Genomic DNA, 17,739 nt, shown 5'->3' with positions numbered 1-17,739 from the left:
CCTTCGGCTCCTCCTGCCGCGGATTGCCGCGGCAGGAGGAGCCGGTTTGTCCGGCCTGAGCGGCTCATACCCCGATTTCGGTCGGTTCGAGGCGTTCGTCGGCCGGGTTCCTGGGTAGGGCCTCAAGATGAGCTACGTACACCCGGGCAAGGAGTACTCGCGCGACAGCCGGTACCTCACCACCCGGATCACCGCTGACGGGCGCGACGGATTCCCGGTGGAGTCCGGCCGCTACCGCCTCGTGGTGAGCCGGGCGTGTCCCTGGGCCGGCCGCGCGGTGATCGTACGGCGGCTCCTCGGACTGGAGCGCGCCATGTCGATGGCCATCGCCGGGCCGACGCACGACGACCGCAGCTGGACCTTCGACCTCGATCCGGGAGGCCGCGACCCCGTACTGGGGATCGAGCGGCTCCAGGAGGCCTACTTCGCCCGCGACCCCGGCTACGACCGCGGGATCACGGTGCCGGCGATCGTGGACGTGCCGAGCGGTGAGGTGGTGACCAACGACTTCCCGCAGATCACCCTGGACATGTCGCTGGAGTGGACCGCGTACCACCGCGACGGGGCTCCGGCGCTGTACCCGCCCGGCCTGCGAGCGGAGATCGACGCCGTGAACGAGGTGGTCTACAAGGATGTGAACAACGGCGTCTACCGGGCCGGCTTCGCAGGGTCGCAGGAGGCGTACGCCGAGGCGTACGAGCGCCTCTTCACCCGCCTCGACTGGCTCTCCGAGCGGCTGGAACGCTCCCGCTACCTCGTCGGCGACACGATCACCGAAGCGGACGTGCGGCTCTTCACCACCCTCGTGCGCTTCGACGCCGTCTACCACGGCCACTTCAAGTGCAACCGGCACAAGCTCTCGGAGATGCCGGTGCTCTGGGCCTACGCCCGGGACCTTTTCCAGACGCCCGGCTTCGGCGACACGGTCGACTTCGACCACATCAAGAGGCACTACTACCTCGTGCACACCGACATCAACCCGACCGGGATCGTGCCCGTCGGCCCGGACCTGTCGGGCTGGCTGGTACCGCACGAACGGACGGCGCTGGGCGGCCGTCCGTTCGGGGACGGCACGCCGCCCGGGCCCCTCAGCCCTGCGGAGACCGTTCCGCCGCACCACGCTCCACCGGCCCGCTGAGGGGAGTCGCGGAGCGGCGGGGCAGGAGGCAGGCCAGGGCGCCGAGGAGGGACCCGTACACGGCGACCAGGCCGTGGCCGTTGGCCTGGGTGAACCACATGACCAGGCCCAGGACGGGCACACCGAGGGCCAGCAGGGCCTCCTGCGTGCGCGCACGGCTGCGCACGGCGCGCAGGGCGCGCAGGAGCAGGGGCGCGGCGAGGGTCGCGCCGAGGAAGTAGGTGGCCCCGGAACTCCCCGCGAAGTTGCGCGGATCGGTGCTGTGGGCGCTCTCGCCGAACAGGGTGTCGATGTAGGTGGGCAGCAGGATTCCCGCTGCGAAGAGGCCGAGCGTCAGGGGGCCGCCCCAGAACCAGTCGGCGAGGGCGGCGATGACGGCGAGGGTGGCGAGGTTCCACGCGTCGCCGAACAGGCCGCCGTTCTGCATGAACACGGAGGTGACGGGGCGCCACCAGCCGGTCTTGGACGGGTCGCTGTCCAAGGCGTCCATCGCACCCGACCAGCAGAGCTGCGTCACCAGTCCGGCGACGACGAGGGCGGTCAGGGCTATCGCCGCCCAGGGCACGGGACGCCTGCGCAGGGTGTCCTCGCCGAGCAGGGCCAGCCCGCCCTTGAACATCAGAACCATCAGTGCCGCCGTGGTCACGTTGAACACGATCGCGTCCATCGTCACCACCCCCCTTCCATCCCCGTTGGTCGTTCCGGGGACGACACTAGCCCAGGACGAGTCGAATTCAAACAGTGTTTGAAAGTGCGGGGTAGGCTCCCTCCATGAAGCTGACAGCGGAGCGGATCGTCGATGCGGGCATGGCGGTCTTCGCCGAGTCGGGGTACCACGGCCTGTCCATGCGCAGAGTGGCCCAGCGGCTCGACGTCCACGCCGGGAGCCTCTACTACCACGTGCCCAACAAGAGCGCCCTGGTCCAGCTGATGGCGGACCGGGTCGCCCGGCAGGCGTACGAGGCGGGGACGGCCGCCCTGGCGGAACTGGGACCCGCGGCGCGCTGGCAGGAACGCGTGGAGGCCCAACTCGTCGCGCTGCGCGGCGCCCTGCGGCGCCACCCCGGCGGGGCGGTGATGTTCGCCGACAGCCCCAAGGTGCTGAGCACGGGGGCGCTGGCCCTGATGGAGCGGCTGCTGGAGACCCTGGCCGAGGCCGGCGTACCCGCTGCGGACCGCGCCGTGGGTGCGGACGCGCTGCTCAGCCAGGTCACCGGGTTCGTCCTGCAGGAGCAGAGCGAATCGCCCGCCGTGGCCGTCGGCGCCGAAGAGGCCGCCGCGCTGCGGGAGCGGTTCCCGAAGACCGTCGCCGCCGCCTCGGCCTTCGGGGAGGACGAGAAGTACGTCCGCAGCGTGCGGCTGCTGTGCGCGGGCCTCGAAGCGCTCCGGCGTTCGTGACGGGGCGGGGCCGCCGTCCTGCTACGCCGTGTCGCCGGTATCGGTGGACGTGGCGCGGAGTTCGACGCAGCAGCGGCCGGGGCGGGGGGCCAGGACCGCCTCGGTGGCGCCGGCTCGCAGTCCGGTGAGGTAGCCGTCGAGGAAGGCGTGGTTGATCCCGCAGACCAGCTCGGGAGAGCGGGCCGCCAGGGGATGGAAGGGGCAGTTCAGCAGGCTGAGCCGGGTGGGGGTCTCGCGGTGCGGCTCGAATCCGTGCTGTTCGAGCATGGCCTCGCAGAGGGTGAGGGAGCGCTCGGGGCCCAGACGTCCCGGGCGGCTGCGGTCACGTTCCGCGGCCCCGAGTTCCTCACCTCGCCTGCGGGCGGTGCGCAGTGCGGCGCCCTGCGGGTCCTCCCCCGGCTCCTGGCCGAGGACCGAGTCGAGGAGGATCTGGGCGAGTACGTCGGGACGGCGCTCGGGAATGCTGACGCGGATGTCCGTGTCGGCCGGCTCGTAGACCCTGGGCCGGCGTCCGACCCGGCGGACGCCGGCGGGGCTGTCGAAGCGGGAGCGCAGCAGTCCGGCCGTCACCAGCTTGTCCAGGTGGAAGGCGGCCAGTTTGGCCGAGATCCCGGCGTCGCCGGCCGCCTCTTCGCGCGTGACCGGCCGCTGGGCGCGCCGTATGAAGCCGTACATCCGGCGGCGCAGGTCGTCCGCGAGGACCGAGACCGCTTCGATGCCCGTCGCGGCGGGCGGCCGGGGCGATGCCGGGGCCGCGGCGGCGGGCGGGGCCGAGGCGGGGGGCGGGTTCGGGGCCGGATCGGAGGTCATACCACGAGCATAAAGCGAACTCCGATGGCCATAAGTCCCATGCGGCCAGGCTGGTTGCCCTCCCGCCGAATAAGTCCAATACTTGTTGGTGAAACCCTAGGTGGGAGGACGAGCATGTCGAGCGAATCGCAGCAGCATGCGAAACAGCCGGTCAGCGCCGCGCTCGCGGGTCCTTACGGGCACCCGTTCCATCCGATTTTGGTGACCGTGCCCATCGGGGCGTGGGTGGGCAGCATCGTCTTCGACATCGCCTCGCACGTGGTGGACGATCCGGACTTCCTGGCCCGGGGTTCCATGTGGCTGATGGCCGTGGGGGTGATCGGCGCCCTGCTGGCGGCGCTGGTCGGCTTCCTGGACCTGCTGGCCATCCCCAACGGGACGCGGGCGTTCCGCGTCGCCCTCGTCCACATGAGCTTGAACCTGCTGGTCACCGCCTCCTACGTCGGCAACTTCCTGTGGCGCCGCGCCGGGGGCGGGCCCGTCGGCAGCGTCGGCTGGGGGCAGCTCGTGCTGAGTGCGGTGACCCTGGCCGCGCTCGGCGCCTCGGGGTACCTGGGCGGCATGCTCGCGTACCGCTACGGCGTCCGCGTCGCGGACGAGGCCACCCAGGCGGAGGGCTTCACCCCCGCCGCCGGGCGGCGCACCGGCTGACCACCGCCGGGCGCGGACGCCGGCGCCGCCCCGCAAGACCTACCGACAGAGGAGTTCCCCATGGACATCGCCGCACTGATCACCTGGGTGGTCACCGCTCTGGGCGGCTTCTACATGCTCGCCACCTGGATCAAGCGGGGCGGCGCCCGCGGGGGCGGCAGCCGCCTGCCGGTCCCGGTCGTCTTCGGCCACTTCGCGCTCGCCGCCGCCGGCCTCGTCGTGTGGATCATCTACGTGATCACCGACAAGGACGCGCTGGCATGGACCGCGTTCGCTCTCCTCGTACCCGTGGCCCTGCTCGGGTTCGCGATGCTGGCCCGCTGGATCCCCGTGTACCGCGCGCACACGACCGCCGCGGGCGGCGACCGTCAGGACGCCCCGGCCGAGCGGTACTTCCCGGTCCCGGTGGTCGCCGCCCACGGCGTGTTCGCCGTAGTGACGGTGGTCCTGGTCCTGCTCACCGCCCTCGGGGTCGGGGACTGACCGGGGAGCGTTCAGGCATCGGCGCGCAGTCCCGTGACCTCGCCGACGTGGCGCAGGCTCGGTTCGAGCAGGACCCCGTGCAGCTGCTGGAAGACCTGGCGGGCCGTCACGGCGTTCCAGTCCGCCGGCAGCAGCTCGGTCGGCAGGCCCGGGTCCAGGTAGGGCAGGCGCCGCCACTGGGTGAGCAGGGGCACGTAGTGGCGGAACGCCTCGTCGGGGCCTGGCTGGGCCCGGGCCTGGGCCAGCCGGGCGGCCAGAGGAGCATAGGTGTCGGTGAACCGTGCGTACTGCGACTGGATCGCCTGGAAGTCCCACCATGAGCTGACCGTGCCCGGCAGGTCGCTGAACGCCGCGTACTCGGCGGCGAACAGGTGGACGTAGTCGCTGAGGCCGAGCCGTGCGAGCATGCTCCGCGCGTCCTCCAGCAGCCGGCCGGGCGCCAGCCACACGCCCGGGGCGATGTTGCCGAAGCCCAGCCAGCTCAGCCGGGTGCGCAGCTGGTAGCGGTGGGAGCGTTCCGACTCGGGTACCGAGAACACCGCCATGGCCCAGCCGTCCGCGAGGTCGGCGGGTTCCAGGCTGGCGAAGATCCGGCGGTCGCCCTCGTCGAAGACGGGCAGGACCGCGGGGCTCAGCCGGTAGCCGGTGGCACCGCGGCGCTCGGGTTCGAGCACTCCGCGCTTCTTCAGCCGGGAGATCGCCGAGCGCACGGCCGGACCGTCGACGTCCAGCTCCCCCATCAGCGTGATCAGATCCGCGATGGACGTCCAGCCGCCGAGGCGGCGCAGGAACGCCCCGTAGACCGTGTTGATCAACGAGCTGGGCCTGAGGGGGCTGTCGGACATGATCGCCTTCCGTTGTACGCGGTCGCGATCATATCGGGGCCTCCTCGGCCGCTGGGGGGACCGGCCGGTCAGGCATGGGCCCCGAGAGCAGGTGCCCGGCGCCGGGGGCGACGGCCGGCAGACCCAGGGCGCGCAGCATCCGGTGTGCGGTGCACACGGCCGCCGACACGACCGGCTTGCCCAGGAGCTGTTCCGCCTCCTCGATGACACCGAGCGAGGGCATCTGGACGCAGGCGGACAGGACGACCGCGTCGGCCCCCGAGTACTCCAGCGCGCGGGCGAGGCCCGGCAGCCTCGCCGGGTCGTGGGCGGCGACGTCCAGGTTGTCCGGGATCTCCAGGGCCTGGTAGTCGAGTACTTCGATGCCCTCGTGGGTGAGGTAGTCCACGACGGTCCGCGCGAGGGGACGCATGTAGGGGGCCAGCAGGGCGATCTTCTTCGCGCCGATGGTCCGCAGTCCGTGGACGAGTGCGCCCGCGCTGGTGACGACCGGGGCCGGGCCGCCGTTCTCCACCGTGCGCCGGTGCAGCCGCTCCTCGGAGACGCGGTGGTACCCGGGTCCCATGCTCATGATGGCGACGAGGCAGGCGTAGCCGAGTACGTCGACCCGCGCGTCGGAGAGTTCCACCGCGCAGCGGTCGGAGTCGGCGTCCATGGCCTTGAGCTGCTCCGGAGTCACCCGGGTCATGCGCATCCGGCTGGAGTGGAAGGTGAAGCGTTCGTCGGGCGCGACGGCGGCGCGCGAGCGCAGGATCGCGGGGACCTCGGTTTCCATGGTGACGTTGGAGCTCGGCACGATCTGGCCGATGCGGTAGGTGCGGGGTGGCACGGGTACTCCTCGTTCTCGGTCGGGGCGCAGTCTCAGCGGGCGTCTCAGCGGGCGTCGACGACGGGGTTGGCGAGGGTGCCGATCAGCTCGACCGTGGCCTCCACGGTGTCGCCGGGCACGAGGAACTCGGGCGGGACCATGCCCGCCCCGACCCCGGAGGGCGATCCCGTCGCGATGACGTCGCCGGGCTCCAGCGTCACGCCGGAGCTGATGTCGGCGGTCAGGCGGGCGATGGGGAAGAGCATGTGCCGGGTGTTCGACTTCTGCTTGGTGATTCCGTTGACGTGCAGCGAGAGGTCGAGGTCCATGGGGTCGGGGGTCTCGTCCGCGGTGACGACGACCGGGCCGAAGGGCGCGTACGAGTCCTGCCCCTTGGAGAAGAACCACTGGCCGGAGCGGCGCTGGTCGCGGGCGCTGATGTCGTTGACGATGCTGAACCCGAAGACGTGCTCGTACGCGTCCTCCTCCCTCACCCGGTGGGCGGTGCGGCCGATGACGACGGCGAGTTCGCACTCCCAGTCCAGCTGGGTGATGAGGTCGGCGTTGTGCAGGATGGGCGCGCCGGGCCCGGTGACGGCGGTGGCGGGCTTGCCGAACAGCACCGGGCGCGGCGGGAGGTCCCTGTCGGTGTCGAGGCCGCGGCTGGACTCCTCCACGTGTTCCACGTAGTTGAGTCCGACGCCGATGATCTTGCCGGGACGCACGGGCGCGCTCAGCCGGACGTCTGCGGCGCGGTGGACGGCGTGGGCCGGCCGCTCGCCGTCGAGGAGCCGGCGGACGGTGTCCAGGGCGGCGGGGCCGGCCTGGACGATGCCGAGCAGGTCGTGCGGGAGCGGGACGCCGGCGTGGACGGCGAGGGCGGCGAGGGCGGCGAGGTCGATCCGCAGCAAACTGCGGCGGCCCAGCGCCGCAAAGCCGTGGCCACCGCAGGTAAGGGTACGGCCCCGGTAGCGGACGTCGCTGTCGCTCCAGCGGGCGAACTCCGCCGACATGGCGGCGTGCACGACGGGGTCCGCGGTCGCGATGCCGTCGAGTGTCTCGTCCGAGAAGACGACCCCGAAGCCGAAGGTGTCGTCGGGCGCGTTGCGTTCCCAGACGGTGATCTCCCAGTCCGGGGAGAGCTGTTTGCCAGGGCGGCGAAGTAGAGGCCGCCGGGACCTGCGCCGATGACTGCTACGCGCACGGGGTGCCTCCGGGGGTTCCGGTGATCAGCTCGGGGGCCCGCGGGCCCGCCTTGGTGAGGACGTCACGGACGTCGGCGGGCCAGGGGGTGGCTCCGGTGGCGCGGGCCGCCGAGTGGGCGATGACCATGCGGCCGGTGGCGGCCGGTGTTCCCTCCTCGCCGAGGACCGTGAAGGCGTAGTGCAGGGAACTCGCGCCGACCCGGGTGACCCGCAGCTCGGTACGGACGGCCTCGCCGAACCAGAGCCGGGCGCGGTAGTCGGCCTCGAAGTGGACGCGGGGCGTACTGCCGAAGAGGTGGGACAGCCCGAGGCGGCTCAGGAGATTGGCGACGCGCATCCGGCCGGGCGCACCGGGGGCGTGCCGCACGACGTTGCCGACCAGTTCGCTGACGGCGAGCAGCAGGGTGCCGGTGAGTTCGGCGGCCGTCCGCCAGCCTTCGAGCACGGCGCGGACACGGGCGCGCACCAGCGGAACGCTCGCGGCGGTGGGCGCGGCGACCCGGTGGACGAAGGCCCGCGCGGGAGCGGGGGTAGCGGGCCGGGCGTCGGTGAGCGCGGCGCGCCGGGCGTCGTGGGCCGGAGGGCAGGCACGGGGGCGGGGCAGGCGCCGGCGCGGGGGGCGGAGTGGGGCATGAGGTGCGGCATGGCGTGCTCCCGGGAGGAACGAGCGTCGACACCGCCGAGGTGGCTCGTGTAACTGGTTCGGCAACCAAACAGGCGGTGGGCTTGTCGTCAGCGGAACAGCGTCGCTAGAGTCGTGATTACACGTGTAACACGCTCGCTCCCCGGCCTGTTACGCGCAACCATTTCGGACAAAGCGATACGAAGTCCGGGGCCGACAGAAGGGCAGCAATGACGCAATCCCACCCGGCCGGGCTCGACCTGGCCGACATGACATGGCCGCCCCCGCCCTACCGCTCCCCCGTCCCTCCCGTCACGGACGAGGACGGGGTCCGCCACTTCGACGGCGTCACGTACGCCACCACTCCCGGCTACCGGCCCCGCCTCCTCGACGTCCGGGTCCCGGCCGGCGACGGGCCGTTCCCGGCGGTCGTCTGGATCCACGGCGGCGGCTGGCTGGACGGCGACCGCCGGTACCCGCCGCCGACCGTGCCCGCCGCCCTGCTGCACGGTTCGGTACTGGCCGCCGGGCTCGCGCTCGTCTGCGTCGACTACCGGCACAGCCTCGAAGCGCCCTTCCCGGCGCAGCTGCACGACGTGAAGGCCGCGATCCGCTACGTCCGCCACTTCGCCCCGGTGCTCGGCATCGACGCGGACCGGGTGGCCGTGTGGGGAGAGTCGGCAGGCGGCCACCTCGCCGCGCTGGCCGGCCTCGTCGGCCCGGCCTGTGCGGACGCCGAGGCCCTGGAGGGTGCGCACGGGGTGGGCGCCGGGGACACCGCCGTCCGGGCCGTGGTCGACTGGTACGGGGTCTCCGACCTCGTCGCCCTGGCCGGGCACCCCGTGCCGGCGATGCCCTCGGGCGTCGAGTTCCCCGACCCCTACGAGGCGCTGCTCGGCGCCACCGTGGCCCGGCGCCCGGACCTCGCCCGGGCGGCCAGCCCGGTGACGTACGCGGCGGACGCGACCCCGCCGCCGTTCCTGCTGGTCCACGGCACGCGGGACGGCCTGGTTCCGTACAGCCAGAGCGAGGCGCTCGCCGGGGCCCTGGCCGGGGCGGGCGGCGAGGTGACCCTGCGGCCCGTCGAGGACGCCGACCACATCTTCCTCGGTGCCCCCGACATCCCGGGGATCGTCAAGGAGAGCGTCGCGTTCCTCGTCCGGCACCTACGGGACGCCTGAACCGCCCGGGCCGCGTGCGCTCGGCCGGGGCCTCGGACGCGGCCGTCGGGGGGCGGTCGCGCACCGCGGGCGCGGCCGGTGGCTCAGCTGGTCCCGCGGGGGACGAGGACGGCCTCCACAGCGGGGACCGGTGGGGTCGAGCCCGTCTCGATCAGCTCGTGCACGGCGTCCGCGATCTGCGCGGGGGACGCCAGGTTCAGGCGGATGGTGGTGAGCGGCGGCTGCTGGAACCCGGAGAGGACGAGGTCGTCCGAGCCGACGACCGCGACCTCGTCCGGCACCACGATGCCCTCTGCCTGGAGCGCGTGCAGGAGCAGCGCGGCGTACTCGTCGTTGTAGGCGAAGACGGAGTCCAGGTCGAGGTCCCTCCACCGCCGGGCGAGCGCGGTCGCGGACTGCCGGGTGTAGGCCAGTTCCAGCGGCGTCACGGTGGCCATGTGCCGGGCGGCGACCGACTCGGCCCCCGCGAGGCGCGGCTGGGCGAGGGTGGCGAGGCCGCGCTCGCGGGGCATGACGACGCCGATCCGGGACCGGCCGCGGGCGATCAGGTGCTCGACGGCGGTGGCGCCGATGCGGGCGTGGTCGAAGCCGACGGTGTGGACGCCGGGCACGGGTCGGGCGGCGAAGGCGAGCAGCCCGCGCACGCCGGCACGGCGCAGCAGCTCTGCCGCCCGTGCGGTGAGGCGGTCGCCGTCGAGGGCGACGACCGCGGCCGGGCGCAGTTCCGCCCAGGCCCGGGCGGCGTCGACGGGGTCGGCGAAGCGGCCGGCGTGCAGGACCGCCGTGTAGCCGTGGCGGTCGAGTTCGCTGTGCAGGTCGTCGACCCAGTCGCTGACGAGCCGGCCTATCGCGGAGACCGACGCGGGCATCAGGACGAGATTGCTGCGTCCGGCGCGCAGGGACCGGGCGGCGGCGTGGGGGACGTAGCCGAGCCGGCGGGCCGCGTCGAGGACGCGGGCGCGGGTGGTCTCGCTGACCCGGTGGCCCTGGGTGTCGTTGAGGACGAAGGAGACGGTGGCGCGTGACACCCCGGCGAGGCGGGCCACGTCGGCGCTGGTGATCGAGGCGGGGACGGGGGTTTCTTCGGCCATGACGTCCCTCGGCGCTCCTTGCTGTGGGTTCGTATCCGCCTGTCGAGTCTTCCTGCTCCTTCGAGGTTACACGAGTCACATCGCGCCGGCGGAGGCCGCGGGGCAGTGGCGCCCCGCCGCCACTGCGGGCCACCGGGCTACGCGGAAGGTCCGGACCCGGACGTCGCGTGCAGGCGGCGCGAGTCCCCGGCGAGGTCCGCGAGAGCGGTCACCACCGCGTCGAAGCGCATCGTGGTGCGCGTGTCCGCGTCGTACGGGTTCCACGCCGGCATCGCCGGGTGGCCCGGATCGCCGGTGCGGGCGAAGGCGATCCAGGCCCGGTGCATGGTGCGGGCCAGGCCGTCGCGCACGGCGGGGTCGAGCCCCGCCAGGAACGGCGCGTGCGCCCACTGGTCGAAGTTGGCGAAGACGAAGGGGAGTTCGAGGCAGTGCGCGGCGCCGAGGCGGCCCTCGTGCGCGGGCGTGGGCAGGTCGAACTGGTAGGCCCACACGGGCCGCCGCGTCCGGGCCCTGGCCTCGGCCAGCCGCAGGGCCGGGGCACGGAAGAGCTCGTCCGTGATCAGGTCCATCAGGACGTCGGCGGGACGGGAGCCGGGGCGGGCCCGCTCGTACGCGGCGTACACCTCGGGCGCGGCCCGGGCCCCGAAGGTGTCGGCGATCCGGGCGGTCACCCGCTCCCGGTCGGCGGCGGCGTACGCCGGGTCGAGGGCGAAGCCGAAGTTGGCTTCCTCGCGGGTCCAGCCGATCATCACGTCGATACCGCTCGCGGCGCCGTGCAGCAGGGCCTCGACGGGGTGGCGGTCGAGGGTGACCCCGTCGATCACCGGCAGGAACGGGGTCGGCCAGTACCCCCAGCGCGCCGTGCGGGCGAACAAGCCGCCGGCCGCGCCGATCAGGGCCGGCCACGGCAGCTCGCGCAGTTCGGCCACGGTCTTGACCCCGGCCAGCTCCAGGTACGCGGTCGTGCGCTCCATGTACGCCTCGGGGCCGGGGAGGTCGAGGCCGAAGGGCGGGCTCTGCAGGATGACGCGCCTGATCAGCCCCTGGGTCCCGGGGTGCCCGGCGAGGGCGGCGGTGGACAGCGCGCCGCCCGACTGGCCGGCGACCGTGATGTTCTCGGGGTCACCGCCGAAGGAGGCGATGTGGGCCCGGATCCAGCGCAGGGCGGCGAGCTGGTCGGTGAGCCAGAAGTTCCCGGCGCCTTCGGCGTTGCCCTCCTCCGGGCCGGTGTAGAGGTAACCCAACGGGCCGATGCGGTAGTTGATGGTCACGACGACGAGGTCGCCGTCGCGGGCGAAGGTGTCGCCGGAGTAGTTGGGCATCGATCCAGAGCCGGAGACGAAGCCGCCTCCGTGGATCCAGACCAGCACCGGGCGCCGGCCCTCGTCGGCCGCCGGGGTCCAGATGTTCAGGGTCAGGCTGTCCTCGTCGAACGGCGGCGACCCGTGGCCGCCGAGGACCGGATCCCCGCCCTTCATGTACGGCTGCGGGACGCTGGGGCCGTCGGCGGTGGCTTCCCGGGTGCCGCTCCAGCCCGGGTGGGGCCGCGCGGGGCGCCAGCGCAGGTCGCCGACCGGTGGCGCGGCGTAGGGGACGGCGCGAAAGACGGCTAGCCCTCCTTCGATCGCGCCGCGCAGGCGGCCTGGGGGGAGGTCCACCCGCGGGTGGTCCCGGCCTGGGGTGAGAGCCATGAGCCGATCCTTCCTGGGCGGCGCGCAGGGCGCGCGCCGGCCCCTGACGTTATGGCGCGGTGCTCTATCGATCGTCAATGATTCGCAATAGAGGGCTGGGGGAGAGATCACGGAGAGGTTCACCGCCACAGGCCGTCGGCCGCCACCCGCTCCGCCTCCTCCTCCAACAGCGGGGCGAACGCCCGCCACAGCAGCAGGCAGACGCCCGCACCGGCCAGCGCCCCGGCCAGCGTGTCGCTGAGCCACTGTGCGTGCAGCCGGGTGCGGCTCCACATCATGGCGCCGGTGTACGCGGCGCCGAACAGCCACCACCAGCGTCGGGGACGTGGCGGGAACAGCACCACGGCGGCCGCGACCACCAGGGCGACGGCGCTGAACACCTGGCCGGAGGGGTACGAGCCGTCGTCCACCAAGGCCGACGGGTAGGGCGGACGGGGGCGGCCGACGAGCTGCTTCAAGGGCAGCACCACGAGCATGTCTGCGAGGACGGCGGCCGCGAACACGTACAGCGCGGAACGCCAACGGCCGTAGAAGGCCCGGTTGCGGGCGCCCCGGGAGCCGCGGCGCTGGAGCGGGGTGCGCGAGGCGGACCGGCAGGCGCCGGCCTGTGTGCAGTTCTCGCCGTTCGGGCTCGCGGACCCGCAGGCCGCGGGCGAGGACTGCCTCTACCTGGACGTGTACCGCCCCAAGGGTGCCCGGGCGGGGTCCCGGGCGCTTTCCGGTCATCCTGTGGCTGCACGGGGGCGGGTGCAGCCAGGGCACGGGTACCCAGTTCGGCGGCGGACGATGGCCGACCTCACGAACAGTGTCGTGGTCAGCATCAACTACCGCTTGGGCCGACTGGGTTATCTGCACCTGCCCGAGCTGGAGCGGGAGAACGCTCCGCGGTCCGGCTCGTTCGGCCTGATGGACCAGGTCCGGGCACTGCGCTGGACGCGGGAAAACATCGCGGCGTTCGGCGGGAACCCGGGCAGCGTGACGGTCTCGGGGCAGTCGGCGGGCAGCGGTGCGGTCTGTGCGCTGCTGGCGGCGCCCTCCGCGGCCGGCCTGTTCCACCGGGCCGTGTTGCAGAGCGGGCCGTGCACGTTGCTCCGTACGCCGGGCGACGCAGGCCGGGTCGCAGGCTCGGGCGTTCGCCGAGCGCGCCGGCTGCGCCGGTCCGGCGGAGGTCGCCACGTGCCTGCGGGCGGCCCCGGCGGCGGCGCTGGTCGAGGCGGCCCGGCCGCTGCCGACCTCGGGGCCTGCCTCGGGTGACGGGTTGCTGCCGCTGGATCCGGCCGCCGCGATCGGGAGCGGGAACTGGAACAAGGTGCCGGTGCTGATCGGGAGCACCCGCTCCGAGTCACGGCTGTTCGTGGCGCTGTCGCGGCCGCGGCTGACGGAGCAGGAGTACACGGCGCAGGTCCTGGCCGGGTACGGGGCCGCGGGCCCCGAGGTACTCGCCCGCTATCCGGTCTCGGCGTACGGCTCGCCATACCTGGCGCTGTCGGCGGTCATGACGGACTCCTCCTTCGCCTGTCACACCGCGTGGACGGCTCAGCTCTTCGCGAGGCAAGTCGCGACCTGTGCCTACGAGTTCGACGACCCTGACTCGCCGACCCTGGCGGGCGCGCAGGTCCCGGGCCTGGACGAGTCGAACGCGCACAGCGCCGAGATGGCGTACCTGGACGACTTCACGATGGGCGACCGGCCGCTGACCGCGGTCCAGGTGGCCCTCGCGACGGAGATGAAGCGCTACTGGGGCGCTTTCGCCCGCTCCGGCTCGCCGGCCGTGCCGGGGCAGCCGGCCTGGCCGGCGACGGGCACCGGTGCGGTGCTGACGCTCAACCCCGTCGCGACACGCACCAGTTCGTCGTTCGCGGCGGAGCACCAGTGCGCGTTCTGGCGTACCCGGCCCACCCGTCCGCCGCTGTAGCCGGTGACGCCCCACCGGTCGGCGACGGGATCGGCCGTCCGGTCGCCGACCCGGTGGGAACGGATCGGCGTGTAAGCCCGTCTTCCCTGACGCGCACCGCCACGGGTGCGTCCGGACCGCCCGTGCCGGTCCGTTCCGATACGACGCAGAGGCTTTCCCGACCCGTGAGTCTGACGAGTACCACCCCCTTGTTCATCGCCGTGCTGATCCTCGCCCTGGCCTTCGCCGCCGCGATCAGGTGGTGGCCGCGGCTCGCGCGGCAGGGCTGGAGACGGGTGGCCGCGCGGGCGGGGCTGCTGTGCCTCATACAGGTGCTGCTCCTCGCCACCGTCGGGCTCGCCGCGAACCGCAGCTTCCTGCTCTACGGGTCGTGGGCCGAACTGGCGGGCCGGTCGCAGCCCGCGCCCGCGCTCGGGCGTGCCGCCGGGGACGCGCCCGTACGCGTCCTCGGCCGGCAGGAGACCGGCACGCCCGGCGGCGGACCGCCCCAGGTGGCCGGCGTGATCGAGAAGGTCACGGTGCGCGGTGCGCGCTCCAAGGCGGACGTCCCCGCGTACGTGTACCTGCCGCCGGAGTACTTCCAGAAGGGCAACGAGCACAGGAGGTTCCCGACGGCCGTCGTCCTCACCGGGTTCCCCGGCATGGCGGAGAACCTGATCAAGGGTCTGGACTACCCGAAGAAGGCGTGGGCCCTGGTCAAGGAGAAGAAGACGCAGCCGATGATCCTGGTGTTGATGCGGCCCACCACCGAGTCGGCACGCAACACCCAGTGCATCGACGTGGCGGGCGGCCCGCAGAGCGAGACGTTCTTCGCAACCGACCTCCCGAAGGCGGTGTCCGCCACCTACCGCACCGCCGGCCCGCGGACCGGCGCCCGCGGCTGGGCCGTCATGGGCGATTCGACGGGAGGCTACTGCGCCTTGAAGCTCGCGCTGCAGCACCCCGAGAGCTACTCGGCCGGGGTGGGCCTGTCCGCGGACTACAAGCCCGAGGTGGACGGCGACTCCGGTGACCTCTTCCACGGCAACGGCGCCGAGGAGCGCCGTTCGGACCTGCTGTGGAGCCTGGACCACCTGCCTCAGGGCAAGACCTCCTTCCTCGTGACGACATCGATGCAGGGTGAGGCGAACCACGGGCCCACGCAGAAGTTCATCTCCAAGGTCAAGAACCCGGCCCGCGTCTCGTCGATCACCCTCGACCACGGCGGACACAACTTCGCCACCTGGCGCCGGGAGATCCCGCCCGCGCTGGAATGGATCAGCGGCCGCGTCACCGGCGAGTGACCCGTCCGCGATGACGGGGGCCCGGCGCGGTCCGGCCCCCGGATCGGGTCCCGGCCCGGGGCTCTCATAGGTCGGCCCCGTCGCCTACCAGGGCAGGGGGCCCGCCTCGTCGAAGTAGCCGCCGGTCGGGCCGTCCGGCCCGAGTCGAGCCATCCGGACGATGATCTCGGCGCCCTGCTCGACGGTCTGCGTGCCCTCGTGCCGGTTCAGGTCCGTCGCGGTGTAGCCGGGCTCCACCGCGTTGATCCGCATCCGCGGGAACGCCCCCGCGAACTTCACGGTGAGCATGTTGACCGCGGTCTTGGAGGTCGGGTAGGCGACCCCGGGGTAGCCCTTGGCGCCGGCCCGGGCCAGCGAGGCCAGGCTGCTGCTGACGTTGACCACGACCGGGGCCGCGGAGCGTTCCAGCAGGGGGAGGAAGGCGTGGGTCACCCGGACCAGGCCGAAGACGTTGGTCTCGAACACCTCCCGCATCACGTCGGCCGTCAGCTCCGCGGCGCCGATGACGGCGCCCTCCGGGGAACGCACCTCGATGCCGGCGTTGTTGACCAGGACGTCGAGTCCGCCGTCGGCCTCGATGGTGGCCGCGGCCGCGGCGACCGACGCGTCGTCTGTGACATCGAGGTGCACGAACCGGGCGCCGAGCCCGGCCGCGGCCGCCGTGCCCCGCTCGATGTCGCGCGCCCCCAGGTAGACGGTGTGGCCCGCGGCGGTCAGGCGGCGGGCCGTCTCGTATCCGAGGCCCTTGTTGGCCCCGGTGATCAAGGTGGTCGTCATGGGCCCAGCTTCCCTCCGGGACGACGCGAACGGCCAGTGGTTTACGAGACGCGCCCGGGCCGTAAGCGGTCAGCAGGGATGGGAGGGGCCCTTCTGCCGGGTGATGTTGTCGTTGGACATCCAGCCGGCGGTGTTCGTGCCGTCGATGCGGACGTACGTCCATGTGTGGCCGTACGCGTTGACTACGGAGCAGTGGTACCAGAGCTTCGTGCCCGACTTGGCCAGGGTGACGGCGGGGCACGTCTGGTAGGGCCCGGCCTCCAGGTGGTAGTCACCGGCCATGTACCCGTAGCTGCCGGGAGCGGGGTCGTTGTGGCTCCAGCCCCCGCAGCCCGTGGATACGGGGCTGGGCCGGACGGCGGTCTTCCCCGGCGCGCTCGGGGTCGCCCCGTGGGCGCCGGCCGGGCCCGATGGCGAGGGCATGGCCGACGGGGTCCTGCCCGAGCCGCGGGAGGGGGATGAACTCGATGCCTTCTTCGTCGGCCGGGCACCGCTCGCCGGGGCGGTGATCGCGGGCGCCGCCGCCGGTGCACGGCCGCCGCCCTTGCCCCCGCCGTCTCCGGTGACGGCGTACGTGATGCCGGCCGCGCCGACCACGGCGAGGGCCGCGCCCACGGCGATGGCGGTACGGCGCCGCCCCCGGGCGGGGCTTGCCGCCGGTGGCACCTGCGACGTGGGCGCGGAGGGCGGGTACACGTGGTGCGCGGACTGCGGGTAGGGCTGGTGGAGCGGTAGGGGACCGCTGCCGGCCGTCGGGGGCGGCCCGAAGCCGGCAGCGGCGGGGGCCGGTGCCAGGACGGGCGGTTGCGTCGGTGCCGGCTGCGGCGCGGGCGACGGCACATACGCCGGCGCGGGCATCGGCACGGGCATCGCCGCGGGCGCGGGCGGCGTCGTGCGGCTCGCGGCCAGCTCCGCCAGCATCGCGCGGGCCCGGTCGGCCGTGGGCCGGTGGGCGGGGTCCTTCGCCATGAGCGCCCGGAGCACGGGGCCGAGCGGTCCCGCCCGGCGGGGCTCGGGCAGCGGGTCGGTGACGATCGCCGACAGGGTGGACCACACGGAGGTGCGGCGGAACGGCGAAGTGCCTTCCACCGCCGCGTACAGCGTCATGCCGAGCGACCAGATGTCGGAGGCCGGTCCGGGCTCCTGCCCCTGCGCCCGCTCGGGCGGCATGTAGTCCAGGGAGCCGACGAGTTCACCGCTGCGCGTCAGCTTGGCGAGGGCCTCGTCGCCCGGGCCGTCCATGGTGGCGATGCCGAAGTCGGTCAGCACGACCCGGCCGCCGTGCTCCAGCAGCACGTTGCCGGGCTTCACGTCCCGGTGCAGGACGCCCGCGCGGTGCGCGGCGCCCAGGGCGTCGGTCAGCTTGACGCCGATCGCCGCCGCCTCGTAGGGGTCCATCGTGCCGCGTTCGGTGAGGACGTCGTCGAGGGAAGGCCCGTCGACGAGCTCCATCACGATGACGGGCAGGCCCCGCTCCTCGGTCACGTCGTGCACGGTGACCACGCCGTTGTGCCGGATCCGGGCCGCTGCTTGTGCCTCCCGCTGCATCCGGGCGCGCAGATCGGCGAGTTCGGGGGCGCCGGCGTCGGTGTAGGCGCGCAGTACCTTGACCGCGACCTCACGGCTGAGCAGGGTGTCCTCGGCCCGGGCGACCACTCCCATCCCGCCGCGGCCGATCATCGAGGTCACCCGGTAGCGTCCCCCGAGCATCCTGCCGACCAGTTCATCGTTCGTCTCCCCCGTCGGCACCGCACACTCCGTTTCACAACCGCTCGTCAGGCACCCGTCTGGCGGCACAAGCGTAGATGCTTGATCACGGCGACCGCCCCGCGGCCGCGGTC

The 17,739-nt window shown here is 73.2% G+C and carries 18 protein-coding genes and 1 pseudogene; 8 read left to right on the top strand and 11 right to left on the bottom strand.

The features are described from left to right. Window positions 1–127 precede the first annotated feature (127 nt). Complete coding sequence (locus ACIA6C_RS13130) at window positions 128–1,138, top strand: glutathione S-transferase family protein (RefSeq protein ID WP_399275211.1); 1,011 nt, start codon at window positions 128–130, stop codon at window positions 1,136–1,138. On the opposite strand, the gene ACIA6C_RS13125 is transcribed toward ACIA6C_RS13130, so the two are convergent. After that, window positions 1,089–1,805 carry a hypothetical protein gene (locus ACIA6C_RS13125; protein WP_399275209.1) on the bottom strand — a complete coding sequence of 239 codons (717 nt, stop codon included), beginning with the start codon at window positions 1,803–1,805 and terminating at the stop codon, window positions 1,089–1,091. The two genes, ACIA6C_RS13130 and ACIA6C_RS13125, sit on opposite strands and share 50 nt — an antisense overlap. Window positions 1,806–1,909: 104 nt before the next feature. Here ACIA6C_RS13125 and ACIA6C_RS13120 point away from each other — a divergent pair, with 104 nt between their 5' ends. After that, entirely contained in the window at window positions 1,910–2,536 is a 627-nt protein-coding gene (locus ACIA6C_RS13120; RefSeq protein WP_399275207.1) for a TetR/AcrR family transcriptional regulator, read from the top strand. Between the two features lie 21 nt (window positions 2,537–2,557). Here the strand turns inward: ACIA6C_RS13120 and ACIA6C_RS13115 are convergent, their stop codons facing one another. Further along, window positions 2,558–3,346, bottom strand: coding sequence for a helix-turn-helix transcriptional regulator (locus ACIA6C_RS13115; RefSeq protein WP_399275205.1), 789 nt, complete (start codon window positions 3,344–3,346; stop codon window positions 2,558–2,560). A gap of 114 nt (window positions 3,347–3,460) precedes the next feature. Between ACIA6C_RS13115 and ACIA6C_RS13110 the strand changes: the two genes are divergently transcribed. Beyond that, the gene (locus ACIA6C_RS13110) at window positions 3,461–3,997 is read left to right on the top strand and encodes a DUF2231 domain-containing protein (RefSeq protein ID WP_399275203.1); all 537 of its coding nucleotides are present in this window, start codon (window positions 3,461–3,463) and stop codon (window positions 3,995–3,997) included. Between the two features lie 60 nt (window positions 3,998–4,057). After that, entirely contained in the window at window positions 4,058–4,480 is a 423-nt protein-coding gene (locus ACIA6C_RS13105) for a hypothetical protein (RefSeq protein ID WP_399275201.1), read from the top strand. A gap of 11 nt (window positions 4,481–4,491) precedes the next feature. Here the strand turns inward: ACIA6C_RS13105 and ACIA6C_RS13100 are convergent, their stop codons facing one another. The 4 genes from ACIA6C_RS13100 to ACIA6C_RS13085 all read right to left on the bottom strand — a co-directional run bounded on the left by ACIA6C_RS13100 (window position 4,492) and on the right by ACIA6C_RS13085 (window position 7,804). Beyond that, entirely contained in the window at window positions 4,492–5,325 is an 834-nt protein-coding gene (locus ACIA6C_RS13100; RefSeq protein ID WP_399275199.1) for a PaaX family transcriptional regulator C-terminal domain-containing protein, read from the bottom strand. 28 nt (window positions 5,326–5,353) lie between these two features. Next, window positions 5,354–6,100 (bottom strand): Asp/Glu racemase, encoded by a 747-nt coding sequence (locus ACIA6C_RS13095; RefSeq protein WP_399276211.1) that lies wholly within the window; start codon window positions 6,098–6,100, stop codon window positions 5,354–5,356. 98 nt (window positions 6,101–6,198) lie between these two features. Continuing rightward, window positions 6,199–7,158 carry a fumarylacetoacetate hydrolase family protein gene (locus tag ACIA6C_RS13090; RefSeq protein WP_399275197.1) on the bottom strand — a complete coding sequence of 320 codons (960 nt, stop codon included), beginning with the start codon at window positions 7,156–7,158 and terminating at the stop codon, window positions 6,199–6,201. 169 nt (window positions 7,159–7,327) lie between these two features. Beyond that, window positions 7,328–7,804 carry a thioesterase family protein gene (locus ACIA6C_RS13085; RefSeq protein WP_399275195.1) on the bottom strand — a complete coding sequence of 159 codons (477 nt, stop codon included), beginning with the start codon at window positions 7,802–7,804 and terminating at the stop codon, window positions 7,328–7,330. A 386-nt stretch (window positions 7,805–8,190) separates the two neighbouring features. Here ACIA6C_RS13085 and ACIA6C_RS13080 point away from each other — a divergent pair, with 386 nt between their 5' ends. Further along, the gene (locus tag ACIA6C_RS13080; protein WP_399275193.1) at window positions 8,191–9,141 is read left to right on the top strand and encodes an alpha/beta hydrolase fold domain-containing protein; all 951 of its coding nucleotides are present in this window, start codon (window positions 8,191–8,193) and stop codon (window positions 9,139–9,141) included. Between the two features lie 83 nt (window positions 9,142–9,224). Here the strand turns inward: ACIA6C_RS13080 and ACIA6C_RS13075 are convergent, their stop codons facing one another. The 3 genes from ACIA6C_RS13075 to ACIA6C_RS13065 all read right to left on the bottom strand — a co-directional run bounded on the left by ACIA6C_RS13075 (window position 9,225) and on the right by ACIA6C_RS13065 (window position 12,426). Further along, the gene (locus ACIA6C_RS13075; RefSeq protein ID WP_399275191.1) at window positions 9,225–10,232 is read right to left on the bottom strand and encodes a LacI family DNA-binding transcriptional regulator; all 1,008 of its coding nucleotides are present in this window, start codon (window positions 10,230–10,232) and stop codon (window positions 9,225–9,227) included. A 137-nt stretch (window positions 10,233–10,369) separates the two neighbouring features. After that, the gene (locus ACIA6C_RS13070) at window positions 10,370–11,923 is read right to left on the bottom strand and encodes a carboxylesterase/lipase family protein (protein ID WP_399275189.1); all 1,554 of its coding nucleotides are present in this window, start codon (window positions 11,921–11,923) and stop codon (window positions 10,370–10,372) included. Between the two features lie 119 nt (window positions 11,924–12,042). Further along, on the bottom strand, window positions 12,043–12,426 hold the full coding sequence (locus ACIA6C_RS13065; protein WP_399275187.1) for a phosphatase PAP2 family protein: 384 nt from the start codon (window positions 12,424–12,426) through the stop codon (window positions 12,043–12,045). A gap of 37 nt (window positions 12,427–12,463) precedes the next feature. Between ACIA6C_RS13065 and ACIA6C_RS13060 the strand changes: the two are divergent. The 3 genes and pseudogenes from ACIA6C_RS13060 to ACIA6C_RS13050 form a co-directional block, all read left to right on the top strand. Continuing rightward, a pseudogene (locus ACIA6C_RS13060) lies at window positions 12,464–12,997 on the top strand (carboxylesterase family protein); the annotation flags it as partial. Next, the gene (locus tag ACIA6C_RS13055; protein ID WP_399275185.1) at window positions 12,930–13,838 is read left to right on the top strand and encodes a carboxylesterase family protein; all 909 of its coding nucleotides are present in this window, start codon (window positions 12,930–12,932) and stop codon (window positions 13,836–13,838) included. The pseudogene ACIA6C_RS13060 and the gene ACIA6C_RS13055, both read left to right, overlap by 68 nt. A gap of 164 nt (window positions 13,839–14,002) precedes the next feature. Further along, window positions 14,003–15,121, top strand: a complete 1,119-nt coding sequence (locus tag ACIA6C_RS13050) for an alpha/beta hydrolase (protein ID WP_399275183.1) — start codon at window positions 14,003–14,005, stop codon at window positions 15,119–15,121. Window positions 15,122–15,205: 84 nt separating this feature from the next. Here ACIA6C_RS13050 and ACIA6C_RS13045 read toward each other — a convergent pair whose 3' ends face one another. Together ACIA6C_RS13045 and ACIA6C_RS13040 are read right to left on the bottom strand one after the other, a co-directional pair. After that, the gene (locus ACIA6C_RS13045; protein ID WP_366079798.1) at window positions 15,206–15,898 is read right to left on the bottom strand and encodes an SDR family NAD(P)-dependent oxidoreductase; all 693 of its coding nucleotides are present in this window, start codon (window positions 15,896–15,898) and stop codon (window positions 15,206–15,208) included. 69 nt (window positions 15,899–15,967) lie between these two features. Next, a complete protein-coding gene (locus tag ACIA6C_RS13040; protein WP_399276209.1) occupies window positions 15,968–17,608 on the bottom strand; it encodes a serine/threonine-protein kinase in 1,641 nt (546 codons plus the stop codon). Between the last annotated feature and the right edge of the window lie 131 nt (window positions 17,609–17,739).

Source organism: Streptomyces sp. NPDC051578 (assembly GCF_044454045.1).
Lineage (GTDB): Bacteria > Actinomycetota > Actinomycetes > Streptomycetales > Streptomycetaceae > Streptomyces.
Note: the sequence above shows the minus strand (reverse complement) of the source record. Positions and strands in the feature narration are given on the sequence as shown.

Bases quoted from the DNA above. Each gene is read 5' to 3' on its own strand.
- ACIA6C_RS13075 (WP_399275191.1), bottom strand. From the start codon at position 10,232: ATGGCCGAAGAAACCCCCGTCCCCGCCTCGATCACCAGCGCCGACGTG.
- ACIA6C_RS13095 (WP_399276211.1), bottom strand. From the start codon at position 6,100: ATGGAAACCGAGGTCCCCGCGATCCTGCGCTCGCGCGCCGCCGTCGCG.
- ACIA6C_RS13040 (WP_399276209.1), bottom strand. From the start codon at position 17,608: ATGCTCGGGGGACGCTACCGGGTGACCTCGATGATCGGCCGCGGCGGG.
- ACIA6C_RS13070 (WP_399275189.1), bottom strand. From the start codon at position 11,923: ATGGCTCTCACCCCAGGCCGGGACCACCCGCGGGTGGACCTCCCCCCA.
- ACIA6C_RS13130 (WP_399275211.1), top strand. From the start codon at position 128: ATGAGCTACGTACACCCGGGCAAGGAGTACTCGCGCGACAGCCGGTAC.
- ACIA6C_RS13115 (WP_399275205.1), bottom strand. From the start codon at position 3,346: ATGACCTCCGATCCGGCCCCGAACCCGCCCCCCGCCTCGGCCCCGCCC.
- ACIA6C_RS13080 (WP_399275193.1), top strand. From the start codon at position 8,191: ATGACGCAATCCCACCCGGCCGGGCTCGACCTGGCCGACATGACATGG.
- ACIA6C_RS13120 (WP_399275207.1), top strand. From the start codon at position 1,910: ATGAAGCTGACAGCGGAGCGGATCGTCGATGCGGGCATGGCGGTCTTC.
- ACIA6C_RS13100 (WP_399275199.1), bottom strand. From the start codon at position 5,325: ATGTCCGACAGCCCCCTCAGGCCCAGCTCGTTGATCAACACGGTCTAC.
- ACIA6C_RS13045 (WP_366079798.1), bottom strand. From the start codon at position 15,898: ATGACGACCACCTTGATCACCGGGGCCAACAAGGGCCTCGGATACGAG.
- ACIA6C_RS13125 (WP_399275209.1), bottom strand. From the start codon at position 1,805: ATGGACGCGATCGTGTTCAACGTGACCACGGCGGCACTGATGGTTCTG.
- ACIA6C_RS13110 (WP_399275203.1), top strand. From the start codon at position 3,461: ATGTCGAGCGAATCGCAGCAGCATGCGAAACAGCCGGTCAGCGCCGCG.
- ACIA6C_RS13105 (WP_399275201.1), top strand. From the start codon at position 4,058: ATGGACATCGCCGCACTGATCACCTGGGTGGTCACCGCTCTGGGCGGC.